The 23,796-nt window shown below is 62.9% G+C and carries 14 protein-coding genes; 7 read left to right on the top strand and 7 right to left on the bottom strand.

The genetic code is table 11. The features are described from left to right. Window positions 1–35: 35 nt before the first annotated feature. The 4 genes from hisC to AC1DR1_RS19155 all read left to right on the top strand — a co-directional run bounded on the left by hisC (window position 36) and on the right by AC1DR1_RS19155 (window position 3,095). Window positions 36–1,133, top strand: coding sequence for a histidinol-phosphate transaminase (hisC, locus tag AC1DR1_RS19170; RefSeq protein WP_476993103.1), 1,098 nt, complete (start codon window positions 36–38; stop codon window positions 1,131–1,133). Window positions 1,134–1,185: 52 nt separating this feature from the next. After that, entirely contained in the window at window positions 1,186–2,598 is a 1,413-nt protein-coding gene (locus tag AC1DR1_RS19165) for an amino acid permease (protein WP_476993102.1), read from the top strand. A gap of 78 nt (window positions 2,599–2,676) precedes the next feature. Continuing rightward, the gene (locus AC1DR1_RS19160) at window positions 2,677–2,865 is read left to right on the top strand and encodes a hypothetical protein (protein ID WP_476993101.1); all 189 of its coding nucleotides are present in this window, start codon (window positions 2,677–2,679) and stop codon (window positions 2,863–2,865) included. After that, window positions 2,862–3,095: a hypothetical protein gene (locus AC1DR1_RS19155; protein WP_476993100.1), complete on the top strand. Its 234-nt coding sequence runs from the start codon at window positions 2,862–2,864 to the stop codon at window positions 3,093–3,095. The genes AC1DR1_RS19160 and AC1DR1_RS19155 overlap by 4 nt, the downstream gene beginning before the upstream one ends. A gap of 978 nt (window positions 3,096–4,073) precedes the next feature. Here AC1DR1_RS19155 and AC1DR1_RS19150 read toward each other — a convergent pair. Beyond that, a complete protein-coding gene (locus AC1DR1_RS19150) occupies window positions 4,074–4,562 on the bottom strand; it encodes a hypothetical protein (RefSeq protein WP_476993099.1) in 489 nt (162 codons plus the stop codon). Window positions 4,563–5,234: 672 nt separating this feature from the next. Next, window positions 5,235–6,227, bottom strand: a complete 993-nt coding sequence (locus AC1DR1_RS19145) for a hypothetical protein (protein ID WP_476993098.1) — start codon at window positions 6,225–6,227, stop codon at window positions 5,235–5,237. Window positions 6,228–6,301: 74 nt separating this feature from the next. On the opposite strand from AC1DR1_RS19145, the gene AC1DR1_RS19140 reads away from it, so the two are divergent. After that, window positions 6,302–9,457 carry a DEAD/DEAH box helicase gene (locus tag AC1DR1_RS19140; RefSeq protein ID WP_476993097.1) on the top strand — a complete coding sequence of 1,052 codons (3,156 nt, stop codon included), beginning with the start codon at window positions 6,302–6,304 and terminating at the stop codon, window positions 9,455–9,457. 2 nt (window positions 9,458–9,459) lie between these two features. On the opposite strand, the gene AC1DR1_RS19135 is transcribed toward AC1DR1_RS19140, so the two are convergent. The 5 genes from AC1DR1_RS19135 to AC1DR1_RS19115 all read right to left on the bottom strand — a co-directional run bounded on the left by AC1DR1_RS19135 (window position 9,460) and on the right by AC1DR1_RS19115 (window position 18,417). Next, window positions 9,460–11,220 (bottom strand): hypothetical protein, encoded by a 1,761-nt coding sequence (locus AC1DR1_RS19135; RefSeq protein ID WP_476993096.1) that lies wholly within the window; start codon window positions 11,218–11,220, stop codon window positions 9,460–9,462. A gap of 145 nt (window positions 11,221–11,365) precedes the next feature. Beyond that, on the bottom strand, window positions 11,366–12,079 hold the full coding sequence (locus AC1DR1_RS19130; RefSeq protein ID WP_476993095.1) for an 8-oxoguanine DNA glycosylase OGG fold protein: 714 nt from the start codon (window positions 12,077–12,079) through the stop codon (window positions 11,366–11,368). A gap of 99 nt (window positions 12,080–12,178) precedes the next feature. Further along, on the bottom strand, window positions 12,179–15,346 hold the full coding sequence (locus tag AC1DR1_RS19125; protein WP_476993094.1) for a helicase C-terminal domain-containing protein: 3,168 nt from the start codon (window positions 15,344–15,346) through the stop codon (window positions 12,179–12,181). Next, window positions 15,336–17,216: a phospholipase D family protein gene (locus tag AC1DR1_RS19120; protein ID WP_476993093.1), complete on the bottom strand. Its 1,881-nt coding sequence runs from the start codon at window positions 17,214–17,216 to the stop codon at window positions 15,336–15,338. Before AC1DR1_RS19120 ends, AC1DR1_RS19125 begins: the two co-directional genes overlap by 11 nt. After that, a complete protein-coding gene (locus AC1DR1_RS19115; protein ID WP_476993092.1) occupies window positions 17,209–18,417 on the bottom strand; it encodes a DUF6361 family protein in 1,209 nt (402 codons plus the stop codon). The genes AC1DR1_RS19120 and AC1DR1_RS19115 overlap by 8 nt, the downstream gene beginning before the upstream one ends. 456 nt (window positions 18,418–18,873) lie before the next feature. Here AC1DR1_RS19115 and AC1DR1_RS19110 point away from each other — a divergent pair, with 456 nt between their 5' ends. Further along, complete coding sequence (locus AC1DR1_RS19110) at window positions 18,874–21,801, top strand: helicase-related protein (protein ID WP_476993091.1); 2,928 nt, start codon at window positions 18,874–18,876, stop codon at window positions 21,799–21,801. Between the two features lies 1 nt (window position 21,802). Then, the coding region (locus tag AC1DR1_RS19105; protein WP_476993090.1) for a DNA methyltransferase at window positions 21,803–23,796 on the top strand (1,994 nt) is incomplete at its 3' end.

The following is a 23,796-nucleotide window of genomic DNA, read 5'->3' as shown; positions in this document are numbered from 1 at the left end:
CATTGTGGGCCGGGTCACAATCATGATCGTTCCTCATGACCCGTGATCAGATCCTGACCGCACCGGACTCCGCGCTTCCCACCCTTCGTGGCGCGGTGGCCGGACTTCCGCCCTACGTCCCCGGCCGGCGCAGCGCCGGCCTGGACATTGCAGCCCTCGCCAGCAACGAAAGCCACTACGAGCCACTGCCCGCTGCCACCGCTGCGGTGGCCGCAGCGGCCGGTACCATGAACCGCTACCCTGACAGTGCCGCCATCGAACTCCGTGAACGGATTGCCCGCCACCTCGGCGTCACGGCCGGAGAAGTCGCGGCGGGACCCGGCAGCGTCGGCGTCCTCCAGCAGATCATCACCGGACTGTGCGACGCCGGGGATGAAGTGATCTTCGCCTGGCGCTCCTTCGAGGCCTACCCCATCCTGGTTGAGCTGGCAGGCGCCCAGCCGGTCCGAATCCCGCTGGACGGCGCTGAGGGGCACGACCTTGACGCCATGGCCGCGGCCGTCACTGACCGCACGAAGGTTATCCTGCTCTGCACCCCCAACAATCCCACCGGCGTGCCGATCAGCCACGAACGTATCGAGGCCTTCCTGCGGTCCGTCCGCTCCAACATCCTTGTGGTGATCGACGAAGCCTACGTGGAATACGCCGAAGCGGGCAGTGGCCCCGATTCCCTGGCGCTCTACCGCCAGTACCCGAACGTCTGCATCCTTCGCACCTTCTCGAAGGCGTATGGACTCGCCGGCCTGCGCGTGGGATACGCCGTGGCGGCGCCCGATATTGCTGAGGGACTGCGCCGGACCGCCCTTCCCTTTTCGGTGAGCGCGCTGGCCCAGAAGGCTGCCATCGCGTCGCTGGACGCCGGGGAGGAGATGGAAGCGCGGGTGACCGCCGTCAAGCAGGAGCGGGCCCGGATGGCCGCGCAGCTGGAAGCGCAGGGCTGGAAACTGCAGGCGAGCCAGGGCAACTTCCTGTGGATCCGTGCGGATGAGCTGCTCCAGGCGAGGCTGGTGGACGCGTTTGACCGCGCGGGCATCCTCGTCCGGGCATACCAGGGAGACGGCGTGAGGATCACCGTTGCCGGCCCCGCCTCCAACGATCGCGTGCTCCGGCTTTTGGAAGCCCACGCAGCCTGAACACTCACTGACCCTTTACCAACCCGTTCCGCCTACAACCAGAGGACTCCTCATGGAACAACAGACAATGACGTCTGGCCGCCCACTGGGCGCCGCACTCAAACCCCGCCAGCTCACGATGATGGGCCTCGGAAGCGCCATCGGCGCGGGCCTGTTCATCGGTTCCGGCGCYGGCATCCAGGCTGCCGGCCCGGCCGTGCTGATCTCCTACCTCGTGGCAGGCACCCTTATCATCCTGGTGATGTGGGCCCTCGGCGAGATGGCCGCCRCCAACCCGGACAGCGGTGCCTTCTCCGTCTATACCGCCAAGGCCTACGGGCCGGTGGCCGGTGCCACGGTGGGCTGGCTCTGGTGGCTGCAGCTCGTGGTGGTCATCGCGGCCGAAGCGCTCGGTGCGGCAGGACTGCTGTCCACCATTTTCCCGGCACTGCCGGTGTGGCTGATGGCCTTCGTGTTCATCGTGGTGCTCACCGCCGTGAACCTCACCAGTGTGAAGAACTTCGGCGAGTTCGAGTTCTGGTTCGCCCTGCTCAAGGTGGCGGCAATCGTCGGGTTCCTCCTGGTGGGCGCTGCCCTGCTCTTCGGCTGGCTGCCGGGCGTCCAGTCGCCGGGCCTGTCCAACTTCACCGGAGCCGGCTTCGCACCCAGCGGTTTTGCCGGGATTGCCACAGCCCTGTTCGTGGTGGCATTCGCGTTCGGCGGCACCGAGATCGTCTCCGTGGCGGCAGCTGAAACCGCGGAACCGGCCCGCAGTGTGAAGAAGGCAGTCCGGACGGTGCTGTGGCGCATCCTGGTCTTCTACATCGGTGCGATCTTCGTGATCGCGGCGGTGGTTCCTGTGGGCTCGGCGGGGCTGAAGAGCCCGTTCGCCGCTGTGCTGGACGCCGCCGGCATGCCCGGCGCGGCCACCGCCATCACCCTGGTGGCCGTAGCGGCACTGCTCTCCGCCCTCAACGCCAACCTTTACGGTGCCTCCCGGATGGCGTTCTCCCTTGCCGAGCGCGGCGAAGCGCCACGTCTGCTCGCTTCCGTGTCCAAGGCCCGGGTTCCGGTTGTCGCGGTCCTGGCCAGCGTTGCCTTCGGTGTTGTCACGGTTGTGCTGGAGTTGGCTTTCCCCGAGAAGGTCCTTCCCGTCCTGCTCAACATCGTGGGTTCGACCTGCCTGCTGGTGTGGACCTCCGCGCTCCTCGCCCAGCTCGCGCTGCGCCTACGCGCCGACCGCGAGGGGACGGAGCTTCCCCTGCGGATGCCGGGCTTCCCGTGGCTCACGGTGTTTGGTCTGGTCATCCTCGCCGCGATCTTCACGGTGGGATTCATCGGCGAGGATTCCCGTCCCCAGCTCCTGAGCACTTTTGCGCTCGTGGCGCTTCTGGCGGTGACGAACTGGCTGCACCACCGGAACGGGAAGGTTGCGCCGGTTGTCGAATCCTCGGAGCGTGCCAAGGCCCCGGTGCTCATCGACTGAATCAGGTGCTTTGAACCCACCTCGCGGGTTCGGTGCACGCGGAGGGCGCGTCCGGTCTGGCCGGGCGCGCCCTTCGCAATGCTTTTCCGACACCGCCAGCTTCACCACCATTTCCGCCGGCGCGCCATCGCCGCTTACTCGTTCCTGGGGTTCGACGCCGTTACCACCCTCACCGAGGAAACCGTCGAACCCCGCAGGACCGCGCCCCGCGCCATCGTGCTCGTGGCGCTGATCGGCGGCGGCATCTTCGTTGCGGTCTCTACGTGACCCATATGGTCCACCGCGGCGGCGTGTTCGAGGACTCGGTCTCCGCCGCCAGCTCCATCGCCCTGCAGATCGGCGGGCAGCTGTTCGGCGTGGTGTTCCTGGCCGGCCTGGAACACCACGTACCGGTGAGACTCCTTGAACCTCGTCCGGGCAATGAACTCCTCGCCCCCGATCTCATGCGACAGCTCAATTGCCCTGTCGATGCTTCGGGACTCCAAGTCGGCCCATGATCTCTTCATATTCCCATTCATACCTGATAGGTGACTTGCCCATGAGCTCAACGTGCCTGACGTTCTTCGGAGTTCAGCGCTTCGTGGCGGCGTTCTGTGATCGATTGGTGTCGCTCAACCGGGCTTTGAATTGCCTTGCATCGCATGACTTTTGAGACCAATCCGTTTCGAGACACCAAGTTGGAATGGAACCATGAATCGGAACAGCAAACCGCAATTTGAAGCTGCCATGGCTACGAAACGCCACTCTCAGTCTTTGAGAGGAACGGGGTTTGTGGAGTAGATCTTGCGTCCGTCGCCGAGCTCTACCCAGGGAACCATCTTCTTGAAATAGATTCGTTTAGTCTTACGTGCTTTTCGTAGTTCGGAGACTGGAACGAGAAGTTTTGTAGGAATGCCCCCTGGCTCAACGACTGAGGGTAGCCTCGTTGCCCAAGCAGGCGGCCTGAGAATCCACATATTTTCCGTTTTCCGTCTCCCTTTGAGCTCTACCGCGTAGTTGGTCACCGTTACGGGTTGGAGGCCCTGATTCGTAACCGCAATCTCTATGAAGTCATCTTCATGGAATCCCGAATGTTCAAAATAGGGCATACTGTAGGTGCTTYTGACATGGACCTTACGCCCCGACTTTTGATGTACAACCATCTGCCAAACCCATGTGGCCACCGCAACCACCGCGGAAATAACACCTGCAATGACACCCATAGCGGCCATCGTGTCAGCATTCATTGCACTCCCGTGAAGGGAGCAACAGTACGTTCAAGTTCATACCCTGAGAGTAGCAATCAGGCAGGRCGCTTCAGCGATCGCGCCACGGGCAGCCTTATGACGAACTTGATCGGTGATGCACGCGTTTCGACGCGGCAACAGTCCATTGGCCGGCGTCCGTGACGAAGTGGAAGCCACGGAAGCTTCAGTGATGGGCGCCCCCTGTGCGGTAGAGGGCATCCGGACCCCCGACATAGAAGGCGCTGACGATTAAGCAGGGCTAATACGTTCACTCGCCCGGCGCGCAAAAATCCGCTTGAACGTAGCCTTTGTAAAATAGACTCCAAGTGACCCGCCGGAGAGTAAGCCACCAGCTATCGCTATGACAACATATCCCCAATGGATCGATTGCCCAGTCCAAGCCCCAAAAACCGCGTTGCCGGAAAGGCCCAAAAGGAAAAGCCCAACCGGCAGCAGGATTACGACGCCAACATTTGCGACCTCGTCAAGCCTGGTCACGAGTAGCTCAGCCCGAGCATCCTTTACGTTTACAGTTTGAACTTCATCCAGCGAGCGCGCCTTCTCTCGAGCCAGGGCTTCAACCTGACCTTCGAAATCGCCTACCACCTTGTCAAGTTCAGCACGYGCGGCCGCAGACATTGGCGTTGACCGGCGAGGAAAACCAGGCTTGGCTTCGTGTAGCGGCACAGGGCTAAATACTTGGGGCGCCGACGGCCCTTCAAGCTTTTCAGTCGTCATCTCGGTTCCACGCGTTCCGGCTTAGCCTCTTTACTCGAGCGCGCTCGTCCGCTCCCGTGAACCAGTTCGACACGGGCAGCGTCTAAATCATCCCAAGCCTGGGTCAACTCTTCCTGGAAGGTCGCCGCTGCTGTCTCATAAGTTGACCGGCTCGCCCGCGTTGCTCTCGTCAACTGCATCAGCGTGGCTGCAAAAGCAGCGATAAGAACGAGTAGGGAGAGCAGCGCTATGTATTGTGCCGGGGTCTCGTCACGCAGCAGCCCAGCAGTGAAGGCGAATGCGGTTAACGAAGCAACGATACTAACCGATAAAACTGAGGTGAATAGAACAATCCTGTGGAGAGATCGTTCTCGATGCAACTCATGCTGATCCAAGGACATCAATTTTTGGACAACAAGGCGTCGGCGCTGGTAACTCTCGGCTAGTTGTCGGTCGACGTCGTGGCCGCGTCCTGGGCCTTCATTCAGGAGCGTTGGCTCTGGTCCGTCACTGGCGCTTGTCATGAGTCCATACTATGGCGATTCGAAGTGCCACTTTGAGATGACAGGCTCGTGCAGAATGCAGCTCTGAGTACCACCATGACGTATGAACACGTTGGCGGTAGCGATGCGTTCAGTTTGTTATTCATGATCTCTGCCGTGGTTCCAAAGACATGAAGTTGAGTTTTTGGCACTAGCACTCCTCGATGGTGACGGATGTGCCGCTGACCTGCATCCACACGCTGTCGTTCGGCCTTCCAATCGAACTCATGATGGTCCGTCCAAGTCCGATTGTTCCAGAACGGGACCCATTCACCCGCCAGCGAGCGTCGACCCTCTGCCCGCGGTAGCTCGCATCGAGATACCCGTCGACCGCTGGCAATGCGAACTTCGAACGGGCGGGGATACGTAGGTTAGAGCTGGCCCGGTCTTTGTCGGTGATTACTTGGGACTCAATGCGGGTCCCCTCGGCCGAGCCGACACACCCGAGGAATGTCGGCTTTGGCGGGCGCGGATCACGGTCATAAGCAGACGAGAACTCAGCGCGTGCTGGAGGTATCAACGAGTTCTTCGTGGTCGACCGCTCTATTTTGTACCCGGTCATGCCGTGCCTCTTCCGAAGGCCAGTCTGCACTTCGACGTTCGCAAACGGGGCAATTCGCTCAGGATCGTGCAGGGCACGGCGCACGGAAGGCGGTACGGCAGCTGCGAAAGTTTTCATCAGCTGGGCCTCCGCCATTTTCGGTGTCTCGGCTGCCGCATAGTGGACGAACAGTGTCTCAAGATCGACAAGGGTCTTCAGCCACCATCCACCCGCATGCGGCGAGCGTTGGCCAATGCGGGTGACGTAGTATTGATCCACCCGCTTCCGCACAGAAGTGCCGGCCAGCCCGACGTAGAGAATAGCTGTTTCCGGAATCCAAAAAGCCCCGATCCGTTCAGCGAGGCTCTCGTTTGTTGCCGGCGCACCATCAATGGTCACTGACGGACACCCCACCTTTAGTGCGTCAAATGCGCGGAAATCATGCAGATAAACCCCGATCTGGCCAACCGGATCGTTGAGGTCTGGTGTGGACGTCACGACGTAAACGCCAGGAAGATCCAATGGAACTTGCCGGCCCCACGGCACGACACCGGCCGGATGCAATCTGGACTTGTCGAACAGTTCCCCCACTGAAATGGTCATTGGCCTATGCTAAGTGACACCCCGGACAATGCCAGTTGTTGGTCTTTGTCAGGCCGGCAAAATACCCTGGCGCAGTGACTAATTTCATTGGGGGAGTGGCAGCGGATCAACTGCCCGAGGGCTTGTACGAACTTCTCAATACTGATGTACTCGGCCAGCTTCTCAACGACGGGTCAGAGCTGCAGCCAATCTTCGCGGACATAGACGATGAAGACAGCCCGGACATCCTTTCCCGCCATGTCGCCGATGCAGTCCGCCAAACCCTGACAGCAGCCAAACCCAGCGACCGCGTGGCCCTCGCAAACAAGCTCCTTCAGGAGTTGAAGCACACAGACCGCATCGCCGACGGCCCCACCCAGCTCCAGTCAATCCACCGACAGGCAACCCTCAAACGGCGAAACTTGCGCCGCCCCACCACCAACCTGAGCGATTCCGCGCTGCTCACCAACAGCAAGGACGATCCGAACCTCGCCGCGGAACTCCGCACGGAGATAGAGTCCGCCAACACGGTGGACCTGCTCTGCGCCTTTGTCCGCTGGACAGGCCTCCGCCTGCTCCATCCGGCGCTCGAGGAACTCAGGGAGCGGGGCGCCAAACTCCGCGTCATCACCACGACCTACATGGGCGCCACCGAACGCCGCGCGATTGACGAGCTCGTCACGCGTTACGGCGCGGAAGTGAAGATCAGCTACGAAACCCAGGCCACGCGTTTGCATGCCAAGGCCTGGCTGTTCCGCCGGAACTCGGGATTCGACACCGCCTACGTTGGCAGCTCCAACCTCAGCCAAGCGGCCCTGCTCGACGGCCTCGAATGGAACGTCCGGCTCAGCTCCGTCGGCACGCCTGCGCTGCTGCAGAAGTTCGAGGTCACCTTCGACAGCTATTGGGCTCAGCGCGCCTTTCAAAGCTACGATCCGGAACGCGACGGCGAAAGGCTTGACGCCGCCCTGGAACGCAACGGAGGCCGGCGCACTGCCGTCCCGGGGGCAGCCACGGGCCTCGAACTTCAGCCCTTCCTCCACCAGGAGGAGATGCTCGAAGACCTGGAGGCCCAGCGGCTCAAAGGCTTCAACCACAACCTGCTGGTCGCTGCCACCGGCACCGGTAAGACGGTCATCGCGGCGCTGGACTACAAGCGCCTCTGCGAAGCGGCCGGCAAAGACCTAAAGCTGCTTTTCGTCGCCCACCGCCAGGAAATCCTTAAGCAGGCCATGCGCACGTACCGTGACGTCATGCAGGACGGCGCCTTCGGCGAACTCTACGTCGGAGAGCACAAACCCGGGCAGTGGAAGCACATCTTCGCCTCCGTCCAGTCGCTGTCCTCCCTCGGCATTGAACAGCTGGCACCGGACTTCTTCGACGTCGTGGTGATCGATGAATTCCACCACGCCATGGCGCCCACCTACCGCCGGCTGCTGGACCACCTTCAGCCGCAGCAGCTGCTTGGACTGACCGCGACGCCGGAACGCGGCGACGGCGTCGACGTCGCCAAGCAGTTCTTTGACGGCCGCACCGCCAGTGAACTGCGTCTCTGGGACGCCCTGGACGCCGATCTGCTGGTGCCGTTCCACTACTTCGGCGTTTCGGACGACGTCGACCTCAGCCAGTTGGAGTGGAAGCGCGGCAACTACGACACCGCGCAGCTGAACAACCTCTACACCGGCAACGCCGCCCGCGCCGCCAAGGTGATCCGCGAACTCCGCGACAAGGTCACCAGCACCGAGCAGATGCGGGCCATCGGCTTCTGCGTCTCGGTCCAGCATGCCCACTACATGGCCGAGGTGTTCAACCGTGCCGGCATCGCCTCCGTTGCTGTCGACGGCGGCACCGACGACGCCGACCGAGCGGCGGCGCTGGAACGGCTCCGCCGGCGGGCGATCAACTGCATCTTCGCCGTCGACCTCTTCAACGAAGGCCTGGACCTGCCGCAGGTGGACACGATCCTGATGCTCCGGCCCACGCAGAGCGCCACGATCTTTCTCCAGCAGCTGGGGCGGGGGCTGCGCCGTGCCGAGGGCAAGGCTGTGCTGACCGTCATGGACTTCATCGGCCAGCAGCGCCGTGAGTTCCGGTTCGATCTGCGCTACCGGGCGCTCACCGGCTACGGGCGCAAGGAGCTGGAAAAGGCTGTCAAGGACGAATTCCCCTACCTGCCGTCGGGCTCGCAGATCGTGCTGGACCGGGTGGCGCAGAAAGCTGTGCTGGACAACATCAAGGCGCAGCTGCGGTTCAACCGTAGGGAACTTGTCGAGGACATTGCCTCGCATGCCGAGACTGAGCTGATGGCCTACCTCGAGCGATCGGGGAATGACTTGAAGTCGATTTACCATTCTGCGGGGGACTCGTGGACCGGCTACCTTCGCCGGGCCGGGCTGATCGAAGGTTTGTCGCCGATCGAGAGTGTCCTTCGCGGGACGATACGAGAGCTCTCGGCAGGTGACGAAAAGAAGCTTCTAAGCCGTATGGTCCGGCTGATCCATGTGGACGATCCTGAACGGGCCGACGCATACTCGATGCTGGTCGATGCCGACGCGCCCCGCTACTCTGACCTCGGCAAGCGGGAGCAGACTTTTGCCCGGATGCTTTTTTACACGCTGTGGGACGACGGCGGCCGATTCCAGTCTTACGACGCCGGCCTCGACTATCTGCGCGGCTACCAGTTCGTCTGCAGCGAGATCCGCCAGCTAGTGAAGCTCGGCGTGGCCGCGTCTAAGCATGCCGCCAAGGGACTCGGTGCGGGGCTGCAACACGTCCCACTGCTCTCGCATGCCACGTACCGACGTGAAGAGATCCTGGCAGCCCTGCAGTACGGTTCGCTGGAGCTCGGTAAGAATGTGCAGCACCGCGAGGGCGTGGCCTGGTGCCCGGCGACGTTCACCGACGCCTTCTTCGTCACGCTTAACAAGGACGACAAGAAACACTCAGCCACGACCCTGTACAAGGACTATGCGATCAGTCGGGAGCTGTTCCACTGGGAATCGCAGAGCACGACACCTGCCCACAGCCCAGTAGCTCGCCGCTACTTGGATAGAGCGGCTCATGGATCATTGATTCTCTTGTTCACCCGAGACACCGAGAAAGACGAAACCGGGCTGACCATGCCCTACTCGTGCCTCGGGCAACTGGATTACGTCCAGCACAAGGGGGAGAAACCGATAGCGATCACCTGGAAGTTGCACCGGCCGATGCCGGCGGATGTGTTTGCGACTGCTGCTGCCGTGGCGCAGTAGTGCTAAGTCGAATGGGAGTTCATTTCTCGCATGATCGTGACCGTAGGCATGAGTCCGATGTCGCCGACTTCGTAGCCGCCGCGAGTGTGCGCGCTTACTTGTACTGTCTTCGGCGCGTTCCACGAGGTGCCGGGCGCGCGACGCATGAATGGGCGAACTTCGTGTGCGCTTCTGCCTCCGTAGTTCGAGAAGAACCCTTCCTGGAGGCCGGCCGTGGCAAAACCGTTCTCGACGACCACGGGAATTAACCAATCGCTGTGCGGTTTATAGGTGAGGGTGCGTTGAGGTGCGGCCGTGCGGAGATCGAGGTAATTCCGTCCTCGGGGTTCAGGCAAAACTGGTGCGCTCCTGCGGATGTGGATGCCCTTCCGAAGCTTTAGTGCGGCCTCGACCATGAACTGGGCGTCCTCCCTACCCACTTGGGTCAGCTTTGCATGGCGTGACACGGTGATCGACCGTCCGCGAAGGGGGACGTATTGGCCGACCCTCATTCCTTGAACCCAATCCGACATAGCCCCGAAAGTGATGACAGCCAGCTGCGTTCCGTCCTGCTCCACGTGCCAGAACACGAATCGGCTCTTGCCGGCGTCTGTCAGGACACCGGTATGCATTGGCCGCAAATTTGTGAGGGCGTTCTTCATCACAACCGGTGACGCGTTCAAGCTGTTCCTCCGAGCGGCTGACCGGAGAGTGTTGCTGACATCGTGGTAGGCGAATAGGCCGAACTTCCCATTGCAGACAAGGCGGATCAGGTTGCGGAGAGCCTGGTCTGTGAGATTGAGTGAGTCCGCGTCGGCTGACAACGTTTTGACATTGCGCTCGTCCAACTCCAAGGCGGCAGACAAGCTTTCGAAAAAGACGGGGTGGTCCTTCGGGGCAAAAGCGCTAAGGGTCAGCTGCAGTTCTTCCAGGGCTGGGTTTCCGGGGCCGATGGTCGTGGGTATGGGGTCCACGCGCGGAGAAGCCACCTGGATGMCTGCAGATTCGGGCTTGGACTCAGGGTCGATTTCCCGCCGGTGTCGACGCGCGTCGATTTGGCGCTTGATGTCGGCAGCCAAGGGGCTCGACACGACAGTCGTCAATACTGTCGACACCTTCGGTTGTGGAGAGGGGACAGCCTTTAGCCGAGTCGCGGCCGCTGGAGCGGCAGCGGATGGTGCGCCGTTCCGCTGCATTTCAGAGGCGTAGGCACAATTCCGTTCAGTCTGCTGCACTACAAGCCTGCGGTGATGATTCATAATCTCTGTCCAGGCGCCGTTCGGGAATCGCTTGACGTCCCGGCGCGCCGGCATGTAGCCGAGTGCCTTGAGGCGGACCACATAGCCCTGCTCGAGCCGGTCATAGTCGTAGAGGCTGATACGGCCCAACGGATCAGGTCGGTAGTTGGCCCGAGTCAGCGGTTTCGGTTTGGGCGGCCCGGCAGCAAAGCGCCGGAGATGCGCCGCCTCTTCCGGAAACAGGCGCGTCTGTCTTGGTTTAGAACCAAGTTGGATTCCCGCGCGACGTGACTCGCGGATTAGGTCCTGAACCTTCAGCCCGGTCTCTTGGGCGATCTCGCTAAGCAGAATGGCTGGGCCGTACTTTCCGGGCACCCCTTGGCCAGCCTCTCGCTTGCGGCGGGATGTTCTTTCCTGCCGGACGTGAATTCGCGTCGGTGGCAGCACTTCAACCGCTGCCGCCACCGCCTCGTCGGGTACAAGACCCAACACCTCCTGCTTAAACTTCCGCAGCGCCGCCTGCTGCTCTTCATCGAGCCCGCTCATTATTCCCCCAAATGTGCAAAATTCTGTTACGGAGAAAGGATATCCGGTGGCATCGACGTTTTTGGATCAACCGTTGACGGCCTCTGAATGGTCCCCTGCACAAGCAGTCTGCACCATTTGCGGCACTCAAGAATCTGCTGCCGCCTCAGCCTCTGAATACAGCCAGTTCGATTTGGTCGGGACTCGTTTCATTGCCGGATCGGAGTTGAGCCTTTTCCGCCCAATTTTGCATGAGTAAGCAGTACGCGCCATACGTGCTTGGCCACCAGGCCGTCGACGGCGCACTTGGCCATGCGGTCGGGCGGAGATTCGTCGCAACCACCTCGTCAAGAATGAAGTAGTTTGGCGCCGCGGTGGACCCCTGTGCGAAGTATAGGAATTTGGTCGAGAACGCGGGGCCCAGCCACTTGATGCGGCCTCGTCCCTTATCAGTTGTGAGAACTGAGTACGCTTTCTCAGCGTCTGCTTCGTTACGCACCAATTCCCACGCTTTCGCAAGGAGAAGTGCGGCTTCGCCCTCGTCCTCGGCAATACCGTCAAGGCGGGCGTGAAGTCGAGGTGCGCGCGTGCCCAGGCCCCAAGCAAGGGAATACCACAGCAGCTGAATAGCTGCTTTGGGGGAGGGCTCTTGATCCGCGATGGAGAACACGTCGCCACGACTCAGCTGCACGAGACCAGATCCGTGGAGTTTGCCGAGTGGCGCCGTGAGCCCCCGAGCGGAAAGCTCCTTTTGCCAGCGGGCGGCATCCGCGGAAACCGCATGACTTAGAACCTCTGACCTGCTGGGTAGCCGCCTGTAAACATCGTCCGGCAATGGGGCATCTGGGTTAATCACGAATGGCTCCGCTTCCTGTGGCATTTTGCAGGTTCTCGATGGGGTTACTGTCTGCGTTTCCCCGACCAAACCTATCGCTTCCACATCACGATTCAGGGAAATCGGCCGCAAAGGGCAGTCCAGCTATTTCATTGTTTGGTACGGCCGCAAATCCAGCGGCTTAATCTCAGTCCCTTCCTTGATCAGACCCATCAAGTCGTCTTGCCGAGCTTGACCCAGCGTCAGCCGATACTTCGCCAGACCGGCCAGCATTTGCTTGGTCCTGGGCACGTCGCGACTCAAAGGGTGGTCCAGGAGCCTTCGCTGGATCTTGTGATTTCCAGGATGGATCCAGTGCGGGGCGAACTCCGTGTTGGAATCTTCTGGGTGCGCCGCAACGTCAGCAGAAGCTACGGAGAACAGCGTCTCCCACGGGTCCGTGACTCCGGGCTTCAGCACCTCTGCGCCGTGGGCCTCGGCGACATTCTTGCGAACGGCATGTCCCAGATACCGATGCACCCGGCCCTCGCGCTGTTCGAAGTCCACCGGGTTGCCGGGTACGTTCCAATGGATGACCGAGTGCGCCCACCAATGGAAGTCGATGCCTTCCTGGCCGACGGACGTGGAGGCCAGCACGAACGGCCAGAAGGGACTGTTGAAGGCCCGGCGGACGTCGGGCATGCGGTTGCTGTCGCCGTCGTCCGTTTTGGCGTTGCTGTACCGGACGGCGAAACGGCTGCCCATCCGGAGATCCTCGTGCGAACCGTCGGGATACTTGGCGAGCATCTGCGCCGGCTTGAGGGACAGCGAGCGCCGGATGTCGTCGGCAAGTGACCAGAGTTGCTCGGTGGTGATCTCCCCGGGGGCCTGCTGGCTGCGGAGCTGGAAGACATACTCGTCCAGCACCGCCTGGAGGTTGCCGGCCTCGCAGTAGCGCAAGACCTTCTGCCAGTAGTCGCCTTCGGGATAGAGCTTGTCCAGCAGCTCGGTGGCATCGAGCCGGTTGAAGAGCGTGCGCAGGCCGCTTGCCGCAAACACGGCGGCCTTCCACAGCTCAGTGCCATCGAAGTCGTCGGGCACTATGCGCCTCAGGGCGCGGTGGAGGCAGTTGGCGGGGGAGTTGACGGCCAGATCTTCAATCCCGTCCTCCCAGCCGGCCGGCTCACCGGACACTGCCCCCAGCATCCGATAAACGTGTGCCAGATAGAGCCCGGCCTCGGAGCCACCCTCCTGCTCGGTCTCCCCGCCGTCCGCGGCTTTGCCCTGCTGCTGGGTGTACTCGTCCAGCTGCCGCAGCTCGCGCGTGGCCAGTTTGGCATCGTTCTTCCACTCTGCCGGCAAAGCGCCCGGCACCGAGAAGTAGGACGCCCAGGCACCGAGCCGGCTGGCCGGGTCGACGACGGCGCCGTCCACCATCGCGGTGCCGGCTGCTGCGGCGGCAGCCCGAACAACATCGCCGGGCACCAAGGAACCATTCAAGGAGGCACTCTCCAGCGGATCACCTGCAAGGGCCAGAGCAGCGTGGGGTATGAACAGCGCCAACGTGGACATGGCCTGGGGTTCGCCGTCGCGGACGCGGAACCGCAGGCGGCCGCGGAAGCGCTTGCGGGCCTCCGCGGTGTTTTCACCGTGCAGCGGCGATCCTTCCAGGATCTGCCGCTCGGCCTCGTAGGAGAGCATCGTGGTGACCGCCGTCGGTGCAGCGTTCCACGCAGAAAAGACCAGCTGCTTGGTGACGTCAGTACCCACGTCAGCGAAAGCACCGGAAGGCTCCATGTAGGGGAGTGACGACGGCATCCACAGCAGCTTCCACCAACCCTGGCCAACGGTGTGCTCACGAACGGCCCGGAACTTGGCGTTGTCGGTCTCCACGGCGCCATAGCGACGATAGGCCTCGGGGTCTATGGTCGCGAGGGCCGGCAGCACCGGGTCAACTGCTTCGCGGTCGCAGTGGATCCTGCCGTCCAGCATCCTGCCGACCTTGTAGTCAGTGAGGAAGTGCGCGAACATCGGCACGGATTTCCAGTATTCCATCGGATTGCCAGTGCGCGTGGCCCGGAACAAAGCGGACAGGGACTTGTAGCTGGTGAGGTCCCCGGCCCGGACGTCCGTCGGTGCCATCTCGATCACGGACAGCATGTCGTCTTTGCCGAGCTGGGGCCGCTCCGTGCGGCTCATGAACAACTTCAGACCGTCCTCGATGCGGTGCGTCAGCGTCTCGTCCCGAACCTGCTTCAGGAGCTGGGTCCGGCGGCCGTCCAGATCAGTCTCGAGGCCTTCCATGTACCCCGGCCGTTCGCTGCTCAGGAAACACAGCAGCTGCCGGAAGTCAGCGGCGTGATCGTCGCCGTCGGCTTCGTTCGCTCCCGTGTGTGCCTTGTACGGCGTGGCCGAGAGCAGGATCAGCTTGGCGCCCTTGTAGTTCAGGAACTGTCTTGCCAGCTCGGCAGCGGGATCCTCGTCGTCGGGCGCGGTGCCGGGAGAGTAAAGCAGATCGCGGAAGCGCTGGAACTCGTCCAGAATGATCAAATCAGGCTCCAGACAGTCCAACCCGGCCTGGGCGAGGTCTCCACGGAGCCCTCCGATGACGGCGCTCATGCGGAGCCGGATATTGTCAGTTCCCGCGGTCAAGGCGTCGCACATCGCCGTTTCAAAAGCGGCGAGATTTCCGCTCTTCGTGGCGAGCTGTCTGAATTTGTCACACACCGAGGTGACGAACCCTTCGGGATGCAGTTCGGTGAGGCGTTTGATTTCCCAGCTGAATCCGGGAACGCCAGCGCCCGCCCTCAACAGCTCGACCGCGTCATCCCGGCGTTCGGTAGTGATCACTCCGAGCTGTTCGAGGATCCGAAACAGCACAGCCCGTTCTCGCGCCTGGCCGGTTGCCCCGCCGACGTTGAACGACGTGCCCGGAGTCAGCGAGATGAAGTTGACCCGCTTGCGTGTTCCCGGCGCGGCCGGAGCATTGAGCTTCGTCAGCTCCGCAGGCAGAAGCGTCAGCCTGCCCGACTCTATGATGTCCTTCTGTCCGGTAACGTTCAGTCGGCCAATGTTCTGCTTGGCCAGGTCAGCATTGGAGCAGACGTAAACGACGTCGATGCGGTCCACGCCGGAATCGGGCCGGTCGAGTCGCTCGATCGCCTTCGCGACAACGCCGCGGGCCACCATGCTCTTGCCCAGCCCGGTCTCGTCCGCGATAAGAAATCGGTCCGCCGGCTGGTCATCCAGATAGAGGCGCTTGAAGACGTGTTCCACGGTCCGGCGCTGAAAGCCCCGGAGTCCGTCCAGCGCGGGCGTTGCGTCAAACCCCATGAAGTTCCCCCATGTCTAGTGCCTCGGTGGCTGCGGTCCACAGTGCGTGCAGCTGCTGAATCTCCGGATCATCGCCGCGAAGGGCGAGCAGCCGGTCCATCACCACCTTCAAATCAGGAAAGACCGAGCCAGCGTCCGGACCTGCCATCGCGCCCACCATCGCTTCGAAGAGCCCCGCGGTGGAGCCGTCTCCGAACCCTGAACCGGCGAACCATCCCGTGCCGGTCCCGGACCCGGGAAGAGCATCCTCCGGGGTGAGGAACAACAGCAGGAACTGCCGGAGCTTTTGTGGGTCGTCGAGCTGGCGGGCAATGATCTCATCCAGCCGTCCGGCGGGATCGGTGCGGAGGCTGCCCTGGATCACCGTGCTCTTGGACAGCCGGGCGACAGGGTCCTCCAGCGTGAGCACCAGGTACGGCGTCACGTCAGCCAGCGGTATGGCGCGGAAGACATGTTCGTGCTGACCGCCGGACGGCTCGACGACGGCGCTCGGCTGGGGGAGCGAAAGGAGGCGCAACTTCGCGGTGAACTCGGGCTTCGGCGACCAGCCATGGGAGACGGTCACAGCGAACGTGTTCTTGGTGTCGCCGTCGGGGACGGCATCGAGGAGGAACCGTTGCGCCGCAGCGTCCCGCAGGGCGTTCTCCAGCCGGAAGGCTGCCACGTCTTCTTCCGAGCGGGCCGCGCCGCCGGTGCCCAGATAATCGGCGAAGGGCACGTCCTTGAGACTCTCCCGGATGCGCTGCACCCCCAGGCGTTTCTTGGCTCCCCGCATTTCCAACAGAAACTCCACGTTACGAGTGAAGCCCGCCTCGGTGGCGTTGGCCGACCCGAGAAGCACGTAGGTGTAGTGGTCGAAGTCGCAGAAGTAGGCCTTGGCGTGCAGACCGGTCAGATCGTCCGCCACCCGCTGGATCCCGGACGCATCCACATCGCTTTGCCCTGACTCCGACGATTCGGGGATGCCGAGTTCGTCAAAAGCCTTGAACCACGTTCGGGTATCACCCACTGTTTTCTCGTTGAGGAGATCCAGCTGGTCCCCGCGTGAGTAGACGTAGAGGTTGTCCGTCCACGGGTCCCGCAACCGGCCGAGCATCGTGTCGTCGAGGAAGGGAGAGATTACCAGCTTCTCTCGGCCAAAATGGGCCCCCTCCCCGGTTTTACCGTTGAGTGCACTAAAGGTTCCCGGATCGCCGAGGTGGGCAGTGATGGAGCCCTGTTCGAAGTCCTCACCCATACCCATGGGCCGGAATGTCAATCGCTGAATATCCTCCGGCAACTCCCAATGGACGTTCGCAAGGCGCGAGGCGAGTCCGCGCACCCTGGCCAGCCGCCCGGCGTCGGGCGTCACTGTGCAGAGGTCCGGGAGCCCGGCGATGAAGCGTGCGAGGGGCCCGCTATCTGGGCCGGAGTCCTCGGTGTCCTGCACGGGTTCGCCGTCCAGACGGACAAGGAGGTCCCAGCTGGCGTCGGTGGTGAGGTTACGACTGCTGCAGAGGAAGCGGTAGCGGCGCTCGGTGTCGTTCTCGAATTCTAGGAGCCAGATCTTGGGGTGGAACAGTCCGCGCTTGACGCTCACCTGATGGACCATCGGCTCCAGGAGTGCGAGCAGGTCCGAGGCGTCCGAGGGCGCCTTGATGTGGCCTGCCTGGCAGAAGATGTCCACACGGTCGGAGACTTTGCGAAGGGCGCTGAGTACCGCCACCGGATTTGTGAATTCTTCTCCGGAACCTGCCACGAAGCTCAGAGGTACCGACAGGGCGCTCGTCATGTCCAGGGTGAAGGTGGTGCCGACGGCGTGGGAGAGCCGGAATCCTGCCGGCGGGCGCAGCTGCTGCGTGAGCGCCTGCCTGTTTGATGCCTCAAGCATGTGACTGCCCTTCCAATGCGAGTCCTGCGTGGATGTCCAGGACATTCCGGCGCACTTGCGTCCAGCGGAAGCTCAGAGCTGCCACTCGGGCCGGTGGCTGCCAGGCGCGTAGCCGGCGCTCGTTGCGGAAGCGTGAGTTGGACTTCTTCATCAGCTTCTCTCGGGTTTCGACGGCGGCACGGAAGTCCTTGTTGTCGATCAGTTTGCCGGCGCTCATGGCAGCCTCGGCCATGGCCCGCGCGAAGTCGGCGGTGTGGCTGTTGATGCCGCTGTTCAATGCTGTGACGCGGCCGATGAAACCGTCCACGTCCCACCCGGCGAGGAGCTCGCGCATGTTGTCCCGCTGGTCTTCCCACGCTTCGAGGAGTTCGTGTGTGGGCCCCAAGGTGTCCGCTCCACTGGAGAAGACGTTCATGGAAAGCTCGGCGAGCAGCTGCTGGTAGAGGATGGTGGCGCCGTTGTGGATGAAGGAGAACGCTTCGGCGTCTTTGAGCCATTGTGCGGGTTCACTTTCCGCACTGCGGCACGCCGGGTCCAGCCAGGGTGCCCAGAGCCCGGGGGTGGGGCTGACCTCGGATCCGACGACGTGGGCCAGCATCGTGCCGGGGCAGGTAGTCAGGATGCGTTCCTGGAGCCAGCGGGCTTCGTCGTGGGACAGCTTCAGTCCGCGATCCTCGGCCTGCGGGAAGCCGGTCGGCGGCGTAGGGAGTGTCTGGTTCCAGACCGAGTAGCTGTTTTCGCCATCTTCGGGCGCGGGGGCGTCAGCGCACATGAGCTGGGCGACGGCGGAGCGGTCTGTGTCCGGGTTGACGATGCCGTAGGTGCGCAGCGCGGTCCAGTAGGCGGCGGAGGGCAGCTGCTGGACGTTCCGGCCTGCGTCCCGGCCGATGTAGCTTTCCTCGCCGATCTCTTTGAGCCGGCTGATGAGCTGCCGCTCGGATTCCTCGGACCGCTTACGCAGGTCATCCGGGTTTCGCGTGCTGCGGTGGGCGGTTTGATACGCCCACGGGACGAGGAGCATGTAACGGGCGCCTAAGTGCAGCACTGACGTACCGGGGAACAGGCTGTTGCTGATGGCGTCGCGCAGCTGGCCCATGCCGAGGTCATCGGTGGTTTCGGGTGTCCCGAAGAGCTTGACGAGCTCGCGCATCTTCGAGTTCTCCTCGGTGGACGCGTCGAGCCAGGAGATGAGGGAATTCATGTGAGTGTGGGCTCGCTTCTGCCTGCCGGAATTGTCTCGTGGTTGAGGTGCATTCGCGGCCACGAATTACCCCCACTGTGCACAATAGAGCACCCAGAAGATCCTGCCGAAAATCACCGAACACTCTGAGAAGTCTGTCGCTCAGCGCACGCAGTGACGGACTCTCGGGCTATCGAGTCTTGCTTCCTTGAATACGCAGTTGCTCGGCCTCGTGGGGGATTTCGTGGTGACCGTCAGGGGCGGAGATCAACGCCAAAAAATCCGGTTGCTCGGCGACATCGGGGCCCGGCTGCTCGAGACTTCTGCGGTCCTTACTCGCACCACGATTGACGGATTGACCTCATGATTGCTCGCTTAGCAGCTATGAGTGATTAGATGTTTCTTGGCCCTTCACTTTTAGCTGCGACGTGTCGGGTTGGAGACTGGGGGCTGCAGCGGAGCGAGGAGCATAGACGCGTGACAGCGCCGGAAGCGGAAACCACCAAGGCCGATCTGAATGTCGCACCGGGATCGGTGGTCCACGTGAGGGACGAAGAGTGGCTCGTCACGGGAGTCGAGCAGACCGGCGACGGCCTCCTGCTCAGGGTCCGGGGCCTCAGCGAGCTCGTCCGCGACTCCACCGCTGCGTTCTACGAGTCCCTCGACACCATCCACGTCGTTGACCCCGCCCAGGCCATCCCTGTTGCGGATGCCAGTCCCAACTACCGTCGCGCGCGCCTCTGGCTCGAGTCCACCCTCCGCAAGACCCCGATCCCGCAGGACCACAACGGCCTCACCGTCTCCACGCGCATGCTCGCAGACAAACTCGAGTACCAGCGCATCGCCGTCGCTCGCGCTTTGGACCCACAGAACGTCCGCCCCAGGATCCTGATAGCGGACGCGGTCGGGCTCGGCAAGACCCTTGAAATCGGGATGATCCTGAGTGAGCTGGCCCGCCGCGGAAGGGCAGAACGCGTCCTGGTCGTCACCCCCAGGCATGTCCTCGAGCAGATGCAGCACGAGCTCTGGTGCCGCTTCGCACTGCCGTTCGTCCGCCTGGATTCGGCCGGCATCCAGAAGGTCCGCCAGACGCTTCCTGCAACGCGCAACCCGTTCACCTATTTCAAGCGCGCCATCATCTCGATCGACACGCTCAAGTCTGCCCGCTACAAGGCGCACCTGCAGAAGATCCGTTGGGACGCCGTTGTGATTGACGAGTCGCACAACCTCACCAACGCCGGCACTCTCAACAACGACCTGGCAAGGATCCTCGCCCCCAACACCGAGGCCCTCATCCTCGCCTCGGCCACCCCGCACAACGGCAAGCAGGAATCGTTCGCCGAGCTCATCCGCCTCCTAGACCCCACGGCCGTCCGACCGGACGGCAGCTTCGAGGCGAAGGACATCCAGCGCCTCATCATCCGCCGACACCGCCATAGCCCTGAGGTCGCCAACGAGGTCGGCGCTAACTGGGCAGAACGCCTCGACCCGGACAACCGCCTGATCCCCGCGAGTCATGCCGAGAACGCCGTCGCTGAGGAGATCRCCGACACCTGGCTCTACCCCCAGAATGGTTCGAGCCCGTACTCCGGCGCCAACAGCTCCCTCTTCCCCTGGACACTCGCCAAGGCCTTCCTCTCGAGCCCCGCAGCCCTCCTCGAAACCGTCCATGAGCGCCTCCGCAAGGTCGCCGATCCGAAGCTCCCCGCCGAGCACGCGGAGCACGAGGCCCTCCAACACCTCAAACAACTCACGGAGGCTTCACTAACCAAACCCTCGGCCAAGTACCAGGAGCTCGCCCAGTACCTCAAGGGAATCGGGGTCGGCCCCAAGTCGGACATGCGCGCCGTCGTCTTTGCCGAGCGGGTCCCCACGCTCATGTGGCTCGAGCGGCACCTGCCCAAGGACCTCGGCCTGAAGCCAGAGAATGTCCGCATCCTTCACGGCGGCCTCAGCGACGTCGAGCAGCAGGAGATAGTTGAGAGCTTCAAGCAGGAAGCGTCACCCATCCGTGTGCTCGTCACAGGCGATGTCGCCTCCGAAGGTGTGAACCTCCACAGCCAGTGCCACCACCTCATCCACTTCGATATCCCGTGGTCGCTCATCCGCATCGAACAGCGGAACGGCCGTATCGACCGGTACGGCCAGAAGAAGAACCCCCAGATCACCACGCTCCTCCTGCACCCCAACCACGGGAAATTCGGCGGCGACCTGAAAGTTCTCACCCGCCTCATGGAACGTGAGCACGAAGCCCACGGCGCCCTGAACGACGTCGGCTCCCTCATGGGTCAGCACAGCGTGAAGGCAGAACAAGAAGCGATCCTCGAGGTACTTGCCGGCAGGAAGTCCGAGGACGAGGTCGTGCGCAGCGTCGAGGACGTCCTCGACCCGGCCCACACCGACGAGGGTGCCTTCGACGATTTCGACAGCTTCTTCGAGCAGCTCACTGCGGACGACGGCGGCGGCTCGCCCCGGGTGCCGACCGACGCCGGCGAAGGGCTCTATTCGAGCGAGCTGGACTACCTCGACGACGCCCTCCACGAGGCCTTCGGTAACCCCGAGGAGCCACCCGCTAACGGGGTCGGGGGAGGGGTGAACTGGAGGGTCCACGCCCAGCACCAGGTCGCAGAACTCGAGCCGCCCCGCGACCTCCAGCAGCGGCTCGCGCACCTGCCGCAGGGCTACCTCGCCGACCGCAAGATCACTGAAAAGCTCAAGCTGGCCACAACCCTGGACAAGGGCCAGAACGAGCTCGACGCCGCCAAGAAGGCCATCCCCGCGAAGGGGGAGAAGGCCACGACGTGGCCCGAGGCCCACTTCCTCGGCCCGCTGCACCCTGTCCTCGAATGGGCCAGCGACCTCGCCCTCGCGTCGATGGCCGGCAGCGAGGTCCCCGTGGTCCGCGCCGACGTCGAGGAGCCGAGCGTCCTCCTCATGGGCACGCTGATGAACCGCCGCGGGCAGGTCATCTCCCAGGCGTTTTTCGCCACCCAGGGCGGCGAGCTGTGCATCCCCGAGCAGATCGGAAGCCTCGCCGAGTACCTCCGTGAGATCGGCCTCACCGACAAGTCGATCAACACAGGGCCCGTCGCTGGCGCCGGCGCGTACCAGCCTTACATCGCCCGCGCCGTCAAAAACACGACCGGCTCGCTCGATATCACGTTCGAGGCCGCCGCCCAGGCTGCCGAACATCGGCTCGATGAATGGCACGGCCGAGCGGACGCGTGGAGCGAAGTCCACGGACAGGCACAGCTCCCCGGCATGAGTACGCGGCGCCTAAAAGAGAACAAAGCACGCGTTGAGCAGGAACAGGAGATCGTCTCCTCCCTTGCCCCGGACCGCCGCCTCGTGCGGCCGCTGCTCGTCATCGTGCCCCTGAACACCCCTGCGGAAGGAGAGCACTGAGATGCCCTCGTTCGATTCGTTTGTCGTTGGCGAGGACTTCGTCAGCGAGCATTTTTTCACCACGGACACCACCAAAGCCGGCGAGTCCTTCCAATCCGAGGTCCTCAAGCTCCGCAGGCAATGGGACGAGTCGTCCAAAGAGGGCCACGAGTCCCCGCTGGACCGGTTCCGAAAGGCGCGCGGCCAACTCCAGATAGACCTCGGCACCCTCGCCGAGGAACCCGGCAACGCCTCTCGCGTCTACCGCGACCTGCGCCAAGCGCTCGGGTTCCACGGCCCGAACACCACGTTCAAGGCCGAACGCAGCGGCGCCGAGCTCCTGGCCCACAACGTCTGGTCCACCCCCAACAACGACGTCCTCTTCATTGAAGCCCAGCCGGCCGACTCCCTCGAGGACGCCCTCGCCAAGGACCGCGGCGACCTGATCCAGCGGCCACTCGTCGACGACAAGGAAGCGAACTACTCGGCCAGCAAGCTCATCTCCGAGCTCTACCAGACCGATGAGCCGCCGCAGTTCATCGCTCTCATGGCCGGCCGGTGGCTCGTCCTCACCGAGCGGGAGCGATGGCCCGAGGGCCGGTACCTCGCAGCTGACGCGCTGCTCGCCGTCGAACGGAACGACACCAAGCGCGGAGGCGAGCTGGACCGCTTCCTCGCCGTCTTCGGGCGGGACTCGCTCCACCCGGACCCGAGCGAGCAGATCTGGTGGAACGGCGTCATCGAGTCCTCGGTGAAGCACACCGTCGGCGTGTCGAAGGACCTCCGCGAGGGCATCCGGCTTTCCATCGAAATTATCGCCAACGACGTCCTTACGCGCCGGGCGGCAGCTGGGGTGTCAAAGGAGGGCGTGGAAGGACGGTCGCTCGCCAAGCAGTCCCTTCGCTTCTTGTACCGGATATTGTTCCTCCTCTACGCAGAGGCGTCCCCGGAGATGGGCGTCATCCCTGTGGGCGACGAGCAGTATGACCAAGGCTACGGACTCGACCGCATCCGCGAACTCGTCCTTAATCCGATTGCCTCCGAAAAGGCGAAGCGCGGCACCCACCTCTACGATTCTCTCAACCTCCTCTTTACCCTCGTCAACAAAGGCCACAAGCCAGAGGACGCCGACGAAGCGCTCACCTTTGAGAACCTTGAAGCGGATCTCTTTTCCCCGTCCCGGACGAAGGACCTTGATGAGGTAAAGCTCAGTAACTCTGCTCTTCACAAGGTTCTGGACCACCTCCTCCTCACTAAGGAGGCCCGCGGCAAGGACAGAGGATTCATTTCCTACGCTGAGCTCGGCGTTAACCAGCTCGGGGCTGTGTATGAGGGGCTCATGTCCTACACCGGCTCTATTGCGCAGGAAGACCTTCACGAGGTCGCGAAGGACGGCGACGCATCCAAGGGCTCGTGGGTCGTTCCGGTGACGCGCTCTGCGGAGATCGAAGCCAAGCACTTCGTCATGAGTCAGGACGAGATCACGGGACAGCCGAAGCCGGTCCTCCACGAGAAGGGTACCTTCGTCTTCCGTCTCGCCGGACGGGAGCGGCAACAGTCGGCCTCGTACTACACGCCCGAGGTATTGACCAAGTTCGTCGTCTCCCAGGCGCTCGAAGAGCTGCTCGACCAGTACGGCACGACGACGCCTGCTGACGAGATCCTCAAGCTCACCGTCTGCGAGCCTGCCCTCGGTTCGGGCGCGTTCGCCATCGAGGCCGTGCGCCAGCTTGCCGCCGAGTACCTCGAGCGGAAGCAAAAGGAGCTCGACGTCCGCATTCCGGCCGACGAGTACCCGCTCGAGCTGCAGAAGGTGAAGGCACAGATTGCCTTGCACCAGGTGCATGGCGTGGACCTCAACGCGACTGCGGTCGAGCTCGCCGAGGTATCCCTCTGGCTCGACACCATGGTGGCAGGCCTGCAGGCCCCGTGGTTCGGCCTCCGTCTGCGGCGTGGAAATTCGCTCATCGGTGCTCGCCGCGCGACGTACTCGGCGGCGCAGGTGAGGGACAAGTC

The organism is Arthrobacter sp. P4_F10 (assembly GCF_056401435.1).
Note: the sequence above shows the minus strand (reverse complement) of the source record. Positions and strands in the feature narration are given on the sequence as shown.

Excerpts from the sequence above, each read along its gene's own strand:
- AC1DR1_RS19120 (WP_476993093.1), bottom strand. The coding sequence starts at position 17,216 with ATGCTTGAGGCATCAAACAGGCAGGCGCTCACGCAGCAGCTGCGCCCG.
- AC1DR1_RS19125 (WP_476993094.1), bottom strand. The coding sequence starts at position 15,346 with ATGGGGTTTGACGCAACGCCCGCGCTGGACGGACTCCGGGGCTTTCAG.
- AC1DR1_RS19145 (WP_476993098.1), bottom strand. The coding sequence starts at position 6,227 with ATGACCATTTCAGTGGGGGAACTGTTCGACAAGTCCAGATTGCATCCG.
- hisC (WP_476993103.1), top strand. The coding sequence starts at position 36 with ATGACCCGTGATCAGATCCTGACCGCACCGGACTCCGCGCTTCCCACC.
- AC1DR1_RS19130 (WP_476993095.1), bottom strand. The coding sequence starts at position 12,079 with ATGCCACAGGAAGCGGAGCCATTCGTGATTAACCCAGATGCCCCATTG.
- AC1DR1_RS19160 (WP_476993101.1), top strand. The coding sequence starts at position 2,677 with ATGCTTTTCCGACACCGCCAGCTTCACCACCATTTCCGCCGGCGCGCC.
- AC1DR1_RS19115 (WP_476993092.1), bottom strand. The coding sequence starts at position 18,417 with ATGAATTCCCTCATCTCCTGGCTCGACGCGTCCACCGAGGAGAACTCG.